This is a genomic window from Amycolatopsis granulosa, from assembly GCF_011758745.1.
Taxonomy (GTDB): Bacteria; Actinomycetota; Actinomycetes; order Mycobacteriales; family Pseudonocardiaceae; genus Amycolatopsis_E; species Amycolatopsis_E granulosa.
In genome coordinates, this window is the sequence record NZ_JAANOV010000001.1 from 306,811 (window position 1) to 322,328 (window position 15,518).

Annotated in this window: 17 protein-coding genes; 10 read left to right on the forward strand and 7 right to left on the reverse strand. The window is 72.3% G+C overall.

Annotated features, from left to right (window positions below; genetic code table 11):
* Nucleotides 1-251 precede the first annotated feature (251 nt).
* From FHX45_RS01435 to FHX45_RS01445, 3 genes are all read left to right on the forward strand, one after another.
* A complete protein-coding gene (locus FHX45_RS01435; RefSeq protein WP_167096227.1) occupies nucleotides 252-1,433 on the forward strand; it encodes an MFS transporter in 1,182 nt (393 codons plus the stop codon).
* Between the two features lie 46 nt (nucleotides 1,434-1,479).
* Nucleotides 1,480-2,058 (forward strand): TetR/AcrR family transcriptional regulator, encoded by a 579-nt coding sequence (locus FHX45_RS01440; RefSeq protein ID WP_167096228.1) that lies wholly within the window; start codon nucleotides 1,480-1,482, stop codon nucleotides 2,056-2,058.
* Between the two features lie 96 nt (nucleotides 2,059-2,154).
* Nucleotides 2,155-2,703, forward strand: coding sequence for a hypothetical protein (locus FHX45_RS01445; protein ID WP_167096229.1), 549 nt, complete (start codon nucleotides 2,155-2,157; stop codon nucleotides 2,701-2,703).
* A 51-nt stretch (nucleotides 2,704-2,754) separates the two neighbouring features.
* Here FHX45_RS01445 and FHX45_RS01450 read toward each other — a convergent pair whose 3' ends face one another.
* On the reverse strand, nucleotides 2,755-3,855 hold the full coding sequence (locus FHX45_RS01450) for a CaiB/BaiF CoA transferase family protein (protein ID WP_167108183.1): 1,101 nt from the start codon (nucleotides 3,853-3,855) through the stop codon (nucleotides 2,755-2,757).
* A gap of 188 nt (nucleotides 3,856-4,043) precedes the next feature.
* Between FHX45_RS01450 and FHX45_RS01455 the strand changes: the two genes are divergently transcribed.
* The gene (locus FHX45_RS01455) at nucleotides 4,044-4,718 is read left to right on the forward strand and encodes a hypothetical protein (protein WP_167096230.1); all 675 of its coding nucleotides are present in this window, start codon (nucleotides 4,044-4,046) and stop codon (nucleotides 4,716-4,718) included.
* A gap of 51 nt (nucleotides 4,719-4,769) precedes the next feature.
* On the opposite strand, the gene FHX45_RS01460 is transcribed toward FHX45_RS01455, so the two are convergent.
* Genes FHX45_RS01460 through FHX45_RS01470 form a run of 3 tightly spaced genes read right to left on the reverse strand, consistent with a single transcriptional unit; the run spans nucleotide 4,770 to nucleotide 6,357 of the window.
* On the reverse strand, nucleotides 4,770-5,168 hold the full coding sequence (locus tag FHX45_RS01460) for a ChaB family protein (RefSeq protein WP_167096231.1): 399 nt from the start codon (nucleotides 5,166-5,168) through the stop codon (nucleotides 4,770-4,772).
* A 57-nt stretch (nucleotides 5,169-5,225) separates the two neighbouring features.
* Nucleotides 5,226-5,501: a hypothetical protein gene (locus FHX45_RS01465; RefSeq protein ID WP_167096232.1), complete on the reverse strand. Its 276-nt coding sequence runs from the start codon at nucleotides 5,499-5,501 to the stop codon at nucleotides 5,226-5,228.
* Between the two features lie 10 nt (nucleotides 5,502-5,511).
* Complete coding sequence (locus tag FHX45_RS01470; protein ID WP_167096233.1) at nucleotides 5,512-6,357, reverse strand: SDR family oxidoreductase; 846 nt, start codon at nucleotides 6,355-6,357, stop codon at nucleotides 5,512-5,514.
* 96 nt (nucleotides 6,358-6,453) lie between these two features.
* Here FHX45_RS01470 and FHX45_RS01475 point away from each other — a divergent pair, with 96 nt between their 5' ends.
* Genes FHX45_RS01475 through FHX45_RS01485 form a run of 3 tightly spaced genes read left to right on the forward strand, consistent with a single transcriptional unit; the run spans nucleotide 6,454 to nucleotide 9,379 of the window.
* On the forward strand, nucleotides 6,454-7,524 hold the full coding sequence (locus tag FHX45_RS01475) for an NAD-dependent epimerase/dehydratase family protein (protein ID WP_208405764.1): 1,071 nt from the start codon (nucleotides 6,454-6,456) through the stop codon (nucleotides 7,522-7,524).
* A gap of 35 nt (nucleotides 7,525-7,559) precedes the next feature.
* Nucleotides 7,560-8,870 carry a M20/M25/M40 family metallo-hydrolase gene (locus tag FHX45_RS01480; protein ID WP_167096234.1) on the forward strand — a complete coding sequence of 437 codons (1,311 nt, stop codon included), beginning with the start codon at nucleotides 7,560-7,562 and terminating at the stop codon, nucleotides 8,868-8,870.
* Complete coding sequence (locus FHX45_RS01485) at nucleotides 8,867-9,379, forward strand: hypothetical protein (protein ID WP_167096235.1); 513 nt, start codon at nucleotides 8,867-8,869, stop codon at nucleotides 9,377-9,379. Before FHX45_RS01480 ends, FHX45_RS01485 begins: the two co-directional genes overlap by 4 nt.
* A gap of 1 nt (nucleotide 9,380) precedes the next feature.
* Here the strand turns inward: FHX45_RS01485 and FHX45_RS01490 are convergent, their stop codons facing one another.
* The 3 genes from FHX45_RS01490 to FHX45_RS01500 all read right to left on the reverse strand — a co-directional run bounded on the left by FHX45_RS01490 (nucleotide 9,381) and on the right by FHX45_RS01500 (nucleotide 11,652).
* A complete protein-coding gene (locus FHX45_RS01490; RefSeq protein ID WP_167096236.1) occupies nucleotides 9,381-9,602 on the reverse strand; it encodes a DUF5703 family protein in 222 nt (73 codons plus the stop codon).
* Nucleotides 9,599-10,627, reverse strand: coding sequence for a YncE family protein (locus FHX45_RS01495; RefSeq protein WP_167096237.1), 1,029 nt, complete (start codon nucleotides 10,625-10,627; stop codon nucleotides 9,599-9,601). Before FHX45_RS01495 ends, FHX45_RS01490 begins: the two co-directional genes overlap by 4 nt.
* Nucleotides 10,628-10,689: 62 nt before the next feature.
* Nucleotides 10,690-11,652, reverse strand: coding sequence for an aldo/keto reductase (locus tag FHX45_RS01500; RefSeq protein WP_167096238.1), 963 nt, complete (start codon nucleotides 11,650-11,652; stop codon nucleotides 10,690-10,692).
* Between the two features lie 122 nt (nucleotides 11,653-11,774).
* On the opposite strand from FHX45_RS01500, the gene FHX45_RS01505 reads away from it, so the two are divergent.
* Genes FHX45_RS01505 through FHX45_RS01515 form a run of 3 tightly spaced genes read left to right on the forward strand, consistent with a single transcriptional unit; the run spans nucleotide 11,775 to nucleotide 15,382 of the window.
* Entirely contained in the window at nucleotides 11,775-12,611 is an 837-nt protein-coding gene (locus FHX45_RS01505; RefSeq protein WP_167108189.1) for an undecaprenyl-diphosphate phosphatase, read from the forward strand.
* A 9-nt stretch (nucleotides 12,612-12,620) separates the two neighbouring features.
* A complete protein-coding gene (locus FHX45_RS01510) occupies nucleotides 12,621-13,337 on the forward strand; it encodes an MSMEG_4193 family putative phosphomutase (RefSeq protein WP_167096239.1) in 717 nt (238 codons plus the stop codon).
* On the forward strand, nucleotides 13,334-15,382 hold the full coding sequence (locus FHX45_RS01515; RefSeq protein ID WP_167096240.1) for a M3 family metallopeptidase: 2,049 nt from the start codon (nucleotides 13,334-13,336) through the stop codon (nucleotides 15,380-15,382). The genes FHX45_RS01510 and FHX45_RS01515 overlap by 4 nt, the downstream gene beginning before the upstream one ends.
* Nucleotides 15,383-15,518: the final 136 nt, after the last annotated feature.

The window sequence follows — 15,518 nt, forward strand, 5'->3', positions numbered from 1 at the left end:
TGAGCCGCAGGCCAGATGGGGACGGCGGACGAGGCGGAAGCCGACGCTCCGCTCGCTCTTCGGGGCCGCTTCGGGAGAAGGACTCGCCTCGCCAGGTCGGTGACAGCTCGTCTTGGGGCTACGGCAGATATTGGATCAGCTGAACTAAAAGTCTGGTACCGTGCACCCGCAACGCACATCCCGGCCACCCGGCCGGCTCGGAAAGGACGTCAGCTCATGGCAGCAACACCCGGCCGGAAGGCGGCCCGCTGATGCCCCTCGCGGTCTTCGTCCTCGGCTTCGCGATCTTCTGCCTCAACACGACAGAGGTCATGGTGGCCGGACTGCTCCCGTCGCTCTCCGGCGGCCTCGGCGTCTCGATCACCGCCGCGGGCAATCTGGTCACCGTCTTCGCGCTGGGCATGGTCTTCGGCGGCCCGGTGCTGACGCTCACGCTCCGCAAGGCGCCGCCCAAGCAGGCGATGGTCATGATGTTCGTGCTGTTCCTGGCGGGGCAGACCATCGGCGCCCTCGCCACCGCCTACTGGGCGATGGTGCTCGCCCGCGTCGTCACGGCCCTGGCGACCGCGGCCTTCTTCGGGCTCGCCGCCTCCGTGTGCGCCAACCTCGTCCCGGCGGACAAGATCGGCCGTGCCCTGGCCATCGTGTTCGGCGGCTTCATGGTGGCCAACGTCTTCGGCCTGCCCCTGGCCACCTTCATCGACCAGCTCATGGGGTGGCGGGCCGCGTTCTGGGCCGTGGACATCCTCGTCGCCCTGTGCCTCGTCCTGGTCGTCTGCACCGTCAAGGCCGTCCCGGCACCGCAGGCGCCGGACGTGCGTTCCGAGCTGTCGGTGTTCCGCAGCGGGCGGCTCTGGGGCGCGTTCGCCACCAACGCCCTGCTGATCGGCGCGGTGTTCGCCACCTTCGCCTACCTCGCTCCGGTGCTGACCGAGGTGGCGGGCTTCTCCGCCGCCGTCGTCCCGCTGCTGTTCGTGCTCTACGGCGTGGGCACCGTCGTGGGCAACATCGTGCTGGGGCGCCTGGCGGACGCGCACACGATGCGCGTCCTGTGGCTCGGCGGCGTGGTCCTGGCGGTGCTGCTGGGCCTGTACGCGCTGGTCGCGAGCAGCCAAGCGCTGTCCGTCGTGGCGTTGTTCCTGCTGGGATTCACCGGGATGCCGCTCAATCCGGCCATGGCGTCACGGGTCATGCGCCTGTCCAACAGCGGCGCCCTGATCAACACCATGAACACCGCGACGATCTGCGCGGGCATCACCGTGGGCAGCTGGCTCGCCGGGCTCGGCGTCGACGCCTTCGGTTACCGGGCCCCGATGTGGACGGGTGCGCTGCTCGCGGTCGGCGCTCTGGTGAGCCTGCTGCTCGCGCGGGCCGCCGGAGGACGCCGCACCACCAGCGCCGGTCCCGTCCCCCAGGTCTCCAGCCCGCACTGAGCACCGGGTTTTTTGACAACCGATCCAAAAGGGTTAGGTTGGCGGCATGGGCAGGCCCAGGAAGTTCGACGAGACCAGCGCGCTCACCGCGGTCATGAACACGTTCTGGCAGCGCGGGTACGAGGCGACGACGACCCGCGACCTGGCCGAATCGACGGGCATGGGGCTGTCCAGCCTGTCCAACGCCTTCGGGGACAAGCGGCAGCTCTACTTGCGCGCGCTGCGCCGCTACTACGAGACGAACACCGCGGTGCAGGTCGAGCTCCTCGGCCGGCCGGGGCCGGTCAAGGACCGGCTGCGGAACCTGATGACCCAGGCCATCGACCTCGACCTGGCCGATCCGCCCTCCCTGGGCTGCCTCGTCATCAACGCCTCGATCGAGATGGCGAACACCGATGCGGAGGTGGCGCAGGAGGTGCGCCGCCACTTCACCACGGTCGAGCGCGCGGTGCACGCCGCGGTGGCCCACGGGCAGCGCACCGGGGAGATCACCCGCGACCGGACCGCGACGGCGCTGACCCATCACGTGCTGACCAGCTACTACGGTCTGCGGGTGCTCGCCCGCGTCCAGCCCGACCGGACGGCGCTGATGGACGTGGTGGACACGATGGTGGCCAAGCTGTGACCGCCGGACCGGGCATCGGGAGCGCGACGAACGACCCGGGCCGCCACCACGCCGAGCTGCTCGCTCGCCCGGCGGCCCGTCGGTAGGTTGGCCGGTATGGCAAGGCCGAACAGCACCGTCGTCGTGCTCACCGGTCCCGCTGCCGGGGAGGTGCTGGCCGGGCTGGACGGGCTGGCGAACGTGCGCGTGGCCCGGTCGGGCAGCGCCGCGGCACTGGTGGGGCAGACGCACGCGGCCTACGTGGTGCACGACCAGGACCCGCTGGGTGGGGTGGCGCATGCGTGGGCCGCGTTCTTCGACCAGCAGGCGCCGGCCGGCACCCTCGAGGTCGCCATCGAAAGCGCGGTCGCCGACCTGCGGCGGGGCGCCGCACTGCTGCCGGACTACTACGTCGTCCTCGACCCGGAGTCGCTGCCGGCTACGGGCAAGCACTGGTGGCTGGGTGTGCTCGCCGGCGCCGCGCCCAGCCGGGTCGTGCCCGCCGCGCCGACGGTGTCCGCCGTGCGGCACGTTCTCTCGCGGTTGCCGTCGGGGCGGTGGTGGCCCGATGACGTGGAGACCTGGCTGCGCGACCTGGTCCGCGCGGTGCCCGATCAGGTGGGGCTGCCGGTACCTCTCGCGACGGTTCCACGGGATAGCCGCTGACCAGGCCGGACGCGGCTGCCTCGGACGTGTACCGGCTCGACGATGCCGGCGTCAGCCCGGCACGCCCCAGTCCCGGATCACGTCCTCGGTGTCCGCACCCGGGGTGGCCGGCGGCTTCGGGTCCGTGGCGGGGGTGCGGGAGAACCGTGGCGCGGGCGCGGCCTGGGTGACACCGTTGAGCTCCCGCACCGAGCCGCGGGCCACCAGGTGCTCGTTGCGGGCCGCCTCGGCGAAGGACAGCACCGGCGTCACGCAGGCGTCGGTGCCGACGAACACCGCCGCCCACTCGTCGCGGGTGCGGGTGGCGATCACCTCGGTGAACCGCTGCCGCAGCTTCGGCCAGCCGTCGCGGTCGCCCTGGGCGGGCAGGTCCTCGCCGTCCAGCTCCAGCCCCCGCAGCAGCTCGGCGTAGAACTGGGGCTCCAGCGCCCCCACCGCGATGTACTCGCCGTCGGCGCAGCGGTAGGTGTCGTAGAAGGGACACCCGGTGTCCAGCAGGTTCGTGCCGGGTTCGTCGGACCAGGCCCCCTGCGCGCGCATCGCCCACATCATCTGCAGGAGCACGCTCGCCCCGTCGACCATCGCCGCGTCCACCACCTGGCCACGCCCCGAGCGCTCCCGCTCCAGCAGTGCCGCGAGCACCCCGGCGACCAGGAACATCGACCCGCCGCCGAAATCGCCGACCAGGTTCAGCGGCGGGATCGGCTTGCCCGCCGGGTCACGCACCGCGTACAGCGCGCCGGTGAGGGAGATGTAGTTGATGTCGTGCCCGGCGCGCTCCGCCATCGGGCCGTCCTGTCCCCAGCCGGTCATGCGGCCGTAGACCAGGCGCGGGTTGCGGGCGAAGCAGTCCTGCGGGCCGACCCCGAGCCGTTCGGCCACTCCGGGCCGCAGTCCCTCCAGCAGCACATCGGCCTTCGTCACCAGCTGCCCGACCAGCCGCCCGCCCTCGGGGGTCTTGAGGTCCGCGGCGATCGACCGGCGGCCGCGCAGCAGGTGGTCCCGCGCCTCGGGCGGCATCATGCGCAACCCGCCCGAGGGTCGCTCGACCCGGACGACGTCGGCACCGAGATCGGCGAGGATCATCGCCGCATGCGGTCCCGGGCCGATGCCCGCCAGTTCCAGCACCTTGATCCCGGCCAGCGGCCCCATCGGCACCCGCTCCCCACTCCTCGACGTGCTCCTGCCCCGGATTCTGCCAGCCGCGGTCGGCGGGTAGTGAGGCGCTTTCCACCACCCCGGGGCGCGGTCCGGCGGCACCGGACCGCACTCCGCAACCAGGCGCATCATGGAGTCAGGAGCACCCGCGCCGGGTGCCCGCCGTGGTGAGGGAGCTGCCGATGCCCTACCAAGACCTGGGAGCGTTCGTCTGGCCCGTCATGGTGCTGATCTGGGTGCTGGCCGCGTCCTACTCCCGCGCGGCGATGCACCACCGCTGGCAGGCCCGTGCGCACCCGCCGCCGAAGCCACCCGCCCGTCCGGTGGACGCGCCCGACGCGGGCGAGTCGCTGCGCGCGCTGTGGGAAACCGCCCGGGTCCGCTACGCACGGATCGCGGGGGAGTACGGCGCCTACGAGGCCGACCCGAAGCAGGTTCTGCGGCGGCCCGCGCTGGCCGACCCCGCGGTGCCCTCGACCGGCCGGTTCATCGACGCCTTCCACGAGGCGATGGCCCTGCACACCGAGTCCTACCCGCCGGTGGACCTGGCGAAGAAGTACGTGGAGGCGACCGAGAACGCGGAGAAGGCGTGGACAGCCGCGTGCGCCGCGGCGGACAAGCTGCGGGCGTCCCGGTTCACCACCGACGAGCGCGCCCTGATCAACCAGGGCATCAAGCTGCTCGAACTCGCCGAGGGTGCCGCCACCCCGGCCGAGCAGGAAGCGGCCTACGCGGCCGCCCGGCAGGTGCTGGCCAAACTCGAACGCAGTGCCGGCACCCGGCTGGACTGGCGGGTGCCGCGGCCCGCCCGGCAGGCCATCGACCGGCTCGGCAAACCCACGCTGCCCCCGTCGTGACGCGGAAGGGGCCCGGCTCACCGAGCCGGGCCCCTTCCCACCAGTACCTGCCTACCGGCGAGCCTGGGCGGTCTTGCGGTCGTTGGCCTTCTGGATGGCCTTGACCAGCTCGTCCTTGCTCATCGACGAGCGGCCCTTGATGTCCAGCTTCTTGGCCACGTCGTACAGGTGCTGCTTGCTGGCCGAGGCGTCCACGCCGCCGGCGGTCTTCGTCGGCTTGCGGCCGGCGCCGCGCGCGGCCTGCTTGTCGGAGGGGCCCTTGCGACCCTTCTCCTCCCAGTGGTCCCCGACCTTTTCGAACGAGTGCTTCAGCGACGCGTACGCCGTCTGGTGCGCCCGCCGGCCCTCGCCGTAGGTCTCGACCGCCGAGTCGTGGGTTTTCACCCACGTGTCCTGCGCCTTCCTCGACGACCGCTTCAGCGTGCTGGGCAGGGCTTCACGTCCGGGCATCGGAGCACCTCCAGTCTCCTCTCGTGCCTGATCACGGATTTCCCGGGACACCGGCCGTCAAACGTCACCGTCCTCGACCCGCATCGCCTGCTGCTCGGCACCGCCCGCCGGCCGCTGGCGGCCTTCCGCCGCGCCGATCTCGGTGCCCTCGGCGTCGACGAGCTCGTTCGAGCGGTCCGGCGCCGCGAACTGCTCGCCCGGCGCCTCGGAATCCGGCTCGACGGCCCGGTCCGGATCGGTCACCCGCCAGGACACCGGGTCCTCCAGCGGTGCCGGCTCGGCGTCGAGTTCCAGGTTCTCCTGCTGCTCGGATCGCATCCGGTCCTCGCTCATCTTTTCCTCCTCAGCCCGGCAGCGTCTCGCCGCCGAGCGCGGCGAGCACCTCGCCGGTGTAGTAGGACGACAGCCGCCCGGCTGCGAAGAACACGTAGGACGGTGCCAGCTCGTCCGGCTGCGCCGCCCGGCCCATCGGCACCTGCTGCCCGAACTTCTCCACGTGCTCGGCCGACATCGTCGCCGGGATCAGCGGTGTCCACACCGGACCCGGCGCGACCGCGTTGATCCGGATCCCCCGGTCGGCCAGTGCCTGCGCCATCGCGTAGGTCCAGGCGATCACCGCGCCCTTGGTGGCCGAGTAGTCGATCAGCGACTTGTTGCCGCGCAACCCGTTCACCGAGGCCGTGTTGATGATCGCCGAACCCTCGCCCAGGTGCGGCAGCGCCGCGTGCGTCACCCGGAAGTAGCTGTGGATGTTGACGTCGAAGGTGCGCATCCACTGCTCGTCGGTCAGGTCCTCGGGTGCGTCCAGCTCCTGCTGCGTGGCCACGTTGTTGACCAGCACGTCCAGTCCGCCGAGCTCGCGCACCGTCTCGTCCACGATCTTGCGGCACTGCTCGCGCGACCCCAGGTCCCCGGGCAGGAGCAGGCAGCGGCGGCCCTCCTTGCGGACCAGCTCGGCGGTCTCCTCGGCGTCGGAGTGCTCGTCCAGGTAGGCGATCGCCACGTCCGCGCCTTCCTTGGCGAAGGCGATCGCCACGGCGCGGCCGATACCGGAGTCCCCGCCGGTGACCAGCGCCCGCTGGTCGCGCAGCAACCCGCGCCCGGTGTAGCCCGCCATCCGGTCCTGCGGCCCGGGCTCCATCTCGTCCGTCACACCCGGCGGTTCCTGCTGCTGCCGTGGCTGTCCCATGCACGCCCCTTTCCTCGTGTGCCCGGTGGTGTCCCCGCTCGGGCGACAGCCAAACCCGGCGGTTGACCGTCCGGTGCGGCGGGTAACCGGATCCCCATGAACTCGCCAGCGAGCAGCGGTCTGCGCGTCGTCGTCACCGGGGCCAGCGGCAACCTGGGCACCAGCACCGTCGAGGCGCTCAGCCGCGACCCCGCGGTCGCGTCGATCCTCGGCGTGGTGCGGCGGGAGCCGCAGTGGACCGCCCCGAAGCTGGAGTGGCGCGCCGCGGACCTGGCCGAGGACCAGATCGGCCACCTGGTGCGCGGTGCCGACGTGGTGATCCACCTGGCGTGGTTGTTCCAGCCCACCCACGATCCGGCGACCACGTGGCGCGTCAACGTCCTCGGCGCTATCCGCGTGTTCGAGGCGGTCGCCCGGGAGGAGGTGCCCGCCCTGGTGTACTCGTCGTCGGTCGGCGCCTACTCGCCGGGCCCGAAGGACCAGCCGGTTCCGGAGAGCTGGCCCACCCACGGCTGGCCCGGCGCGGCCTACCCGCGGGAGAAGTCCTACCTGGAGCGCTACCTGGACGGGTTCGAAAACAACCATCCCGGGGTGCGGGTGGTGCGGCTGCGGCCGGGGTTCGTGTTCAAGCGCGAGGCGGCCTCGGCGCAGCGCCGCCTGTTCGCCGGGCCGTTCGTCCCCGGCAGCCTGGCGCGGCCCTCGCTCATCCCGCTCGTCCCGGACGTGCCGGGGCTGCGCGTGCAGGCCGTGCATTCCGCCGACATCGGCGAAGCGTTCCGGCTGGCCGCGCTGACCGAGGTGCGCGGCGCGTTCAACGTGGCCGCCGACCCGGTGATCGACGCCAAGGCACTGGCCGGGCTGCTCGGTGCCCGTACCGTTCCGGTGCCGGCCTGGGCGTTGCGTGCCGCCGTCTCCGCCGGCTGGTACGCGCACCTGCTGCCCGCCTCCCCGGGCCTGCTGGACACGGTCCTGCGACTGCCGATCATGGACACCACCCGTGCCCGCGACGAGCTCGGCTGGATCCCCCGGCACACCGCCCTCGACGCGATCAGCGAGTTCCTGGCCGGTCTGCGCTCCGGTGCGGGCATGGCCACGCCGCCGCTCACCGCGGACAGCGCGTCCGGCCGCATCCACGAGGCGAGTACCGGGATCGGCTCGCGGCCCTGAGCCCTCCGCCGCGCCGGAGTGGTAGGAATGGCGGCGTGAGCATCGAGATCGCGGCCGACGAAGCCGTCACGCTGACCAGCGAACTGATCCGCATCGACACCACCAACACCGGTGATCCGGACACGCTGGTGGGGGAGAAGGCCGCGGCGGAGTTCGTGGCGGAGAAGCTCACCGAGGTCGGCTACGACATCGAGTACGTGGAGTCCGGCGGCCGCAACCGGCACAACGTGATCGCCCGCCTCGCCGGTGCCGACCCCGGCCGCGGCGCCCTGCTGGTGCACGGCCACCTCGACGTGGTACCCGCCGACGCCTCCGAATGGTCGGTGCACCCGTTCTCCGGGGCGGTCCAGGACGGCTACGTGTGGGGCCGCGGCGCCGTGGACATGAAGGACATGCTCGGCATCATGCTGGCGCTGGCCCGGCACTACAAGCGCGAGAACATCGTCCCGCCCCGCGACATCATCTTCGCGTTCCTCGCCGACGAGGAGGCCGGCGGCAAGTTCGGCGCCCAGTGGCTGGTGGAGAACCGCCGCGACCTGTTCGAGGGCGCCACCGAGGCGATCAGCGAGGTCGGCGGCTTCTCCATCAACTTGACCGACGATGTGCGCACCTACGTGGTGGAGACCGCCGAGAAGGGCATCCGGTGGATGAAGCTGCGCGTGCGCGGCACCGCCGGGCACGGCTCGATGATCCACCGCGACAACGCGGTCACCAAGCTCGCCGCCGCGGTCGCCCGGCTCGGCGAGCACCGGTTCCCGCTCGTGCTGACCGACTCGGTGCGCGAGTTCCTCGCCGGCGTCACCGAGATCACCGGCTGGGACTTCCCCGAGGACGACATCGACGGCGCCGTGGCCAAGCTCGGCGCCGTCTCCCGCATGATCGGCGCGACCCTGCGCGACACCGCGAACCCGACGATGCTCACCGCCGGGTACAAGTCCAATGTGATCCCCTCGGTGGCCGAGGCCGCGGTGGACTGCCGGATCCTGCCCGGCCGGGAGGAGGCGTTCGACCGCGAGCTCGACGCGATCCTCGGCCCGGACATCGAGAAGGAGTGGATGGAGCTGCCCCCGGTCGAGACGACCTTCGACGGCGCGCTCGTGGACGCGATGACCGCCTCGATCGCGGCCGAGGACCCGGGCGCGAAGGTGCTGCCCTACATGCTTTCCGGCGGCACCGACGCGAAGTCGTTCCAGACCCTGGGCATCCGCAACTTCGGGTTCGTGCCGCTGCGGCTGCCCGCCGATCTGGACTTCTCCGGCCTGTTCCACGGCGTGGACGAACGCGTGCCGGTGGACGCGCTCAAGTTCGGCACCCGTGTGCTGGACCGGTTCTTCCGCGCCTCGTGACCACCGTCGCGCAGCTGCGCAAGGCCGCGGCCTACCTCCCCGAGGCGGTCGAGGACGGCGGGGTGTTCACCGTGGCCGGCAAGCCGTTCGCCGCGCTGGCGGAGGACAGGCGCGCCCACCTGCACCTGTCCGCTGCCGACGCGGCGGAGGTCGTCGCGGCCTGCCCGTCGGCCGAACGCGTGACCGGCGGCGTGCGGATCCCGCTCGCGGACATCACCGGCCAGCAGCTCAACCACTGGGTGCGCCGCGCCTGGCTGGCGCAGGCACCGGAGCGGCTCGCTCGGCAGGCCGGGGCCGCCGAGACCGCGACGGCCGGGGCGGTCGGCGACCTGCCGGCGGGCATCGGGCGGCCGGCGACCCGGGCGCTGACCGCCGCCGGGATCACCGCGCTCGACCAGGTCGCCGGGCTGACCGAGGACGAGCTGCTGGCCCTCCACGGCGTCGGCCCGAGGGCTGTCCGCATCCTCCGCGAGACCCTCGCGAACACGGGCCGCTCGCTGGCGGGGTGAGTCAGACCAGGACTTCGGGCAGGCCGGTCGCGGGCTGGCGCTTGCGGCGCAGCCAGACGCGCCGGGTTCCGTCGGAGTAGAGCCGGACCGTCGACAGCTCCCACCCGCCGTACTCGGCGTTGATGGACAGCTGGGTCGCCGCGGCCCGCCGGGACACGCCGGGTGGCAGTTGCAACGGGCGGTACTCCCAGTCCTCGTCGACCACCGCCTCCTGGTGCTTCATGGCTGGATCACCTGCACCCCTTCTCCCGCCGCGGAGCCGACGAACACCCGCCCGCTCCGCTCCTCGACGGTAACCGAATTCGGCTGCCGGACCGTCGGGAAACGGTACTTCTCGACCGGTTCGCCGCCGCGCACGTCGAACCCGACGACCTCGTTGCGCCCGGTGAGCGTGACCCACGCCAGCGCGCGCTGCGCGTCGTAGGCGAGGCCGTACGCCCCGCCGGGCACCGGGTACCGCTGCCGCAGCAACAACGGCCCGGTGGAGAACGCCAGGAGAGCCCCGGTGCGGGTGTCGACCACCAGCACCCGGCCGAACGAGTCGGCGACCGCGTGGGTCGCGCCGTCGCCGGCTCGCAGCCCTTCGGCCATCACGCCGCCGTCCACGTCCACCGAGAACACCGCGGTGCGCAGCTCGTCCAGCACCACGGTGTTCCCGCTGGCCTGCAGCACGTCGTCGGCGCTGTAGAGCTGGCCCTGGATGCTGCGGGTGAGCCGGTCACCGGTGAACACGTCCACGGCCTTGCGGTCGCGAACCGCGACCAGCGTCCGGTCGCCTTCCACGACCGCACCGGCCGGCTGACCCGCGACGGTGAGCGTGCTGACCTGGCCGGTGGGCAGCGCGATGCGGGCGACCTGACCCGCGGCCGGCAAGGTGGCCAGCAGGACACCCCCGCTGACCCGCAGCTGCTCGGCCCGGCCCGCCACCGGCACGCGCAGCGGCGCCGCCGAGAGGTCGCCGGTGCGGTACAGCAGGACGGCGTCCGGAACCGCGACGGCGAGCACACCGGTGGCCGGGTCGGCCGCGACCGCGCTCACCTCGCCCGGCGCGCCGATCACCGTGCCCGCGGGGGCGGCCGCGGGCGGGGGCGAGGCGGGCGCGGTGGCGGCCACCGGGTTCGCCACGACCTGCAGCGTGTCACCGCTGTCACCCTGCTTGCCCGAGCAGCCGGACAGCGCGAGGGCGCAGGTCACCAGCACAGCGGTGCCGACGGTGGCCGACGAGCGCACGAGACCTCCGGGTCGCATCCTTGTCCTGCCTCCAGCATTCCCTGAAAATCCCGCCGCGTCACCCGTTGTCCACCGGGCGATCACCGGGTGCCCCGCTCCGGGTAACCGAACTCGACCGCGCTGACGTCGTCCAGCGCCGAGGAGATCGCGACCGGCAGCGTGATCTCCTCCGCCGCGAGCGAGCCGGTGAGCTGCCCGGTGTCCCGCGCCCCCACCACCGGCGCCACCACGCCCGGCCGGTCCCGCACCCAGGCCAGCGCCACCACCAGCGGCGACACCCCCAGCCCGTCGGCCGCGGTGGTGACCGCTTCCACGATGCGCGCCGCCCGCTCGGTGCGGTGCTGCTCGACGTACCCGGCGTACTCGGCGGAGGCGCCGCGCGAGTCCGCGGGCGTGCCCTTGCGGTACTTGCCGGTCAGCACCCCGCGTCCCAGCGGCGCCCAGGGCAGCACCCCGAGCCCGTGGTAGCGGGCCGCCGGCACCAGCTCGCGCTCCACGCCCCGCTCCACGAGCGAGTACTCCGCCTGGGTGGCGATCAGGCCGGTCGTGCCGAGCGCGGCGGCCGAGGCCAGCTGCCAGCCGGAGTAGTTGCACACGCCGGTGTAGCGGACCTTGCCGGAGGTCACCGCATGGTCCAGCGCCGAGAGGGTCTCCTCCAGCGGCACCGACTCGTCCCACGCGTGCAGCTGCCACAGGTCCAGGTGGTCCACGCCGAGCCGCCGCAGCGAACCCTCCAGCGCCGACAGCAGCGCGCCCCGGGAGGCGCCGCCGCCGAACGGGCCGTCGGTGCGGCGCGCGACCGCCTTGGTCGCCACGACGATCTCGTCGCGTGGCACCAGGTCGCCGAGCAGGCCACCCAGGATGCGTTCGCTCTCCCCGTCGGCGTAGATGTCCGCGGTGTCGACGAGGGTGCCGCCGGCCTCCACGAACGCGACGAGCTGGCTGGCTGCCTCGTCCGCATCGGTCCCGGCGCCCCAGGACATCGTGCCGAGCGCCATCCGGGAGACCCGCAATCCCGACCTGCCCAGCTGTCGCTTCTGCATGCACGAAGAGTAACCAAGGTCGGGTAAAGAACTTGACGAAGGCGGCTCATCCGGTGATCCGTGCCGCAGATAGCCTCTCCCACCGTGCGAACGCGACTGACTTTCCCGAAGGCCCGGTGAGCATGGGCTGGTTCGAAGCACTCGTTCTCGGCCTGGTCCAGGGCCTGACCGAGTTCCTGCCGATCTCCTCCAGCGCCCACCTGCGCATCACCGCCGCGCTCGCCGGCTGGGACGACCCCGGTGCGGCGTTCACCGCGGTCACCCAGATCGGCACGGAGCTGGCGGTCATCCTGTACTTCGCCAAGAAGATCGGCCGTGTCCTGGCCGCCTGGTGGCGCTCCCTGTACCGGCCGGAGTGGCGCCGGCACCCGGACGCGCGACTGGGCTGGCTGATCATCGTCGGCTCGCTGCCGATCGTCGTGCTCGGCCTGCTGCTCCAGGACGCCATCGACAGCGCCTTCCGCGACCTGCGGATCACCGCTACCACGCTGATCGTGTTCGGTGTCCTGCTGCTGATCGCCGACCGGGCCGGCCGCCAGTACCGGACGCTGGACCACCTGACCGTCCCGCACGGGCTCGGGTACGGCTTCGCGCAGGCGATGGCGCTCATCCCCGGCGTGTCCCGCTCCGGCGGCACCGTCACCGCCGGCCTGCTGCTCGGCTACACCCGCTCCGACGCCACCGAGTACGCGTTCCTGCTGGCCGTGCCGGCGGTGTTCGGCTCCGGGCTGTACAAGCTCACCGACATCGGCGGCGACCACAGCCCGCAGTGGGGGCCGACGATCCTCGCCACCCTGGTCGCCTTCGGTGTCGGGTACGCGGTGATCGCGTGGCTGATGAACTTCATCAAGACCAAGAGCTACGTCCCGTTCGTGATCTACCGCATCGCCCTCGGTGTGCTGCTGATCGTGCTGGTCACCACCGGTGTCCTTGATCCGGACGCGGGACCGGCCCTGTAGGTTGGCGGCGTGGCTACCGTGATCCTGCTGCGGCACGGCCGCTCGACCGCCAACGGGTCGGGCGTGCTGGCCGGGCGGACCCCCAAGGTCGGGCTCGACGACACCGGCCGCGCGCAGGCCAAGGCGCTCGTCGAGCGGCTGGCCGGCGTGCCGCTGGCCGAGGTTGTGGTGTCCCCGCTGCTGCGCTGCAAGAACACCGTGGCCCCGCTCGTCGCCGACCGGGGCCTGACCCGCACCGTCGACCCGCGGCTGTCCGAAGTGGACTATGGCGAGTGGACCGGCCGCGAGCTGAGGGCACTGGTGAAGGAACCGCTGTGGCGGGTGGTGCAGGCCCACCCGTCGGCGGCGGTGTTCCCCGGCGGTGAGGGCCTGGCCGGCATGCAGGCGCGGGCGGTGGCGGCGGTGCGTGAGCACGACGCGCGGATCAGCGCCGAGCACGGCGACCACGCCGTGTGGCTGCTGTGCAGCCACGGCGACGTGCTCAAGTCGATCCTGGCCGACGCGCTGGGCCAGCACCTGGACTCGTTCCAGCGGATCGTGGTGGACCCGGCGTCGATCTCGGTGGTGCGCTACACCGAGGTGCGGCCGTTCGTGGTGCGCGTCAACGACCACAGCGCCGACCTGGCCGGGGTGGTGCCGCCGCCGCCGAAGCGCGGTAGGAAGAAGAAGACGTCCTCCGACGCGGAGATCGGGGGATCGACAGGACAGAAGGGTCGCGCTGGATGACACCCGACAACCCGTTCGCGCAGGCGAGCGACCTGCCCTACGGTCTGCCGCCGTTCGACCGGATCGACGACGAGCACTTCGGGCCGGCGTTCGAGGCGGGTCTGGCCGAGCACGCCGCCGAGATCGCGGCCATCGCCGGCAATCCGGAGCCGCCGACCTTCGAGAACACGATCGTGGCGCTGGACACCTCCGGCCGCCTGCTGCGGCGCGTGTCGTCGGTGTTTTTCAACCTCACCTCCTCCGACACCAATCCGGCGCGGCAGGAGCTGCAGGCCGCGATCGCGCCGAAGCTCACCGCGCACTCCGACGCGATCCACCTGAACCCGGCGCTGTTCGCGCGGGTGCGTGACCTCTACGAGCGGCGGGACCAGCTGGGCCTGGACCCGGAGTCGGCGTGGCTGCTGGACCGCACCTACACCGGATTCCAGCGCGCCGGCGCCGGGCTCGACGAGGACCAGCAGGCCACCCTGCGGGTGCTCAACGAGGAACTGTCCACGCTGTCCAACCGGTTCCAGGAGAACCTGCTGCGCGACACCAACGACCTCGCCGTGCTGGTCGACGACGTCGCGGAGCTCGCCGGGCTGTCCGAGGGCACCATCGCCGCCGCGGGTGCGGCCGCCGCGTCCCGGGGCGAGACTGGCAAGTACCTGCTCACCCTGAACCTGCCCACCTCACAGCCGCTGCTGAGCTCGCTGGCCAACCGGGCGCTGCGCGAGCGGCTGTACACCGCGTCGATCTCGCGCGGCAACCGTGGCAACGCGGCCGACAACACCGCCGTGCTGGCGCGGATCGCGCAGCTGCGCGCGCAGCGGGCCGCGCTCCTCGGCTACTCCAACCACGCCGCCTACGTGATCTCGGACGAGACCGCCCGCACCGCCGAGGCCGCGGCCGGGCTGCTGGAGCGGCTCGCCCCGGTGGCGGTCGCCAACGCGCGCCGCGACGCCGAGGAATTGCAGAGCTACCTCGACCAGGACCACCCGGGCGCGACGCTCGAGCCGTGGGACTGGGCCTTCTACGCCGAACGCGTCCGCAAGGCGCGCTTCGACCTCGACGACGCCACGCTGCGGCCCTACTTCGAACTGGACCGGGTAGTGCGCGACGGGGTGCTGTTCGCGGCGGGCGAGCTGTACGGGCTGAGCTTCACCGAGCGGCACGACCTGCCCGTGTACCACCCGGACGTGCGCGTGTTCGAGGTGTTCGACGCCGACGGCAGCCCGCTGGGCCTGTTCCTCGGTGACTACTACGCGCGCGAGTCCAAGCGCGGCGGCGCCTGGATGAACACCTTCACCGACCAGTCGCGGCTGCTCGGGGAGCGGCCGGTGGTGGTGAACAACCTCAACATCGCCAAGCCGCCGGCGGGCGAGCCGACGCTGCTCAGCTTCGACGAGGTCACCACGCTGTTCCACGAGTTCGGCCACGCCCTGCACGCGTTGTTCTCGGACGTGCGGTACCCGAGTTTCTCCGGCACCAACGTGCCGCGGGACTTCGTGGAGTACCCCTCGCAGGTCAACGAGATGTGGATGCTGTGGCCGGAGGTGCTGGCCAACTACGCCAAGCACCACGAGACCGGTGAGCCGCTGCCGCGGCACCTGGTGCGGCGGCTGGAGGAGTCGGCCCAGTACGGGCAACCGTTCGCCACCACCGAGTACCTCGCGGCGGCCTTGCTGGACCAGGCGTGGCACGGGCTGGGCACCGACGACGCGATCGGCGACGTCGCCTCGTTCGAGGCGGCGGCGCTGGAGAAGGCCGGGGTGGCGGTGCCGGCGATCCCGCCGCGCTACCGCAGCACCTACTTCGCCCATGTGTTCAGCGGCGGCTACTCGGCCGGGTACTACTCCTACATCTGGAGCGAGGTGCTCGACGCCGACACGGTGGAGTGGTTCAGGGAGAACGGCGGCCTGAAGCGCGCCAACGGTGACCACTTCCGCCGCACGCTGCTGTCCCGCGGCGGCAGCGGTGATCCGATGGAGTTCTTCCGCACCTTCCGCGGCCGCGACCCGGAGATCGGGCCCCTGCTCGCGCGGCGCGGGCTGGCCGGGGCGTGAACGAGGCCGTCGGGTCGTCGGCGTAGTAGCCGAGGCGGGCCGGGCTGCCGTGGCCCGCTGGTGCGCTGTTCATGCTCGCCGGTGCCGCGGTGTGGGCGGTGCGGGCCGTTGATCCGCGGTGAGCGGGGCTTGACCC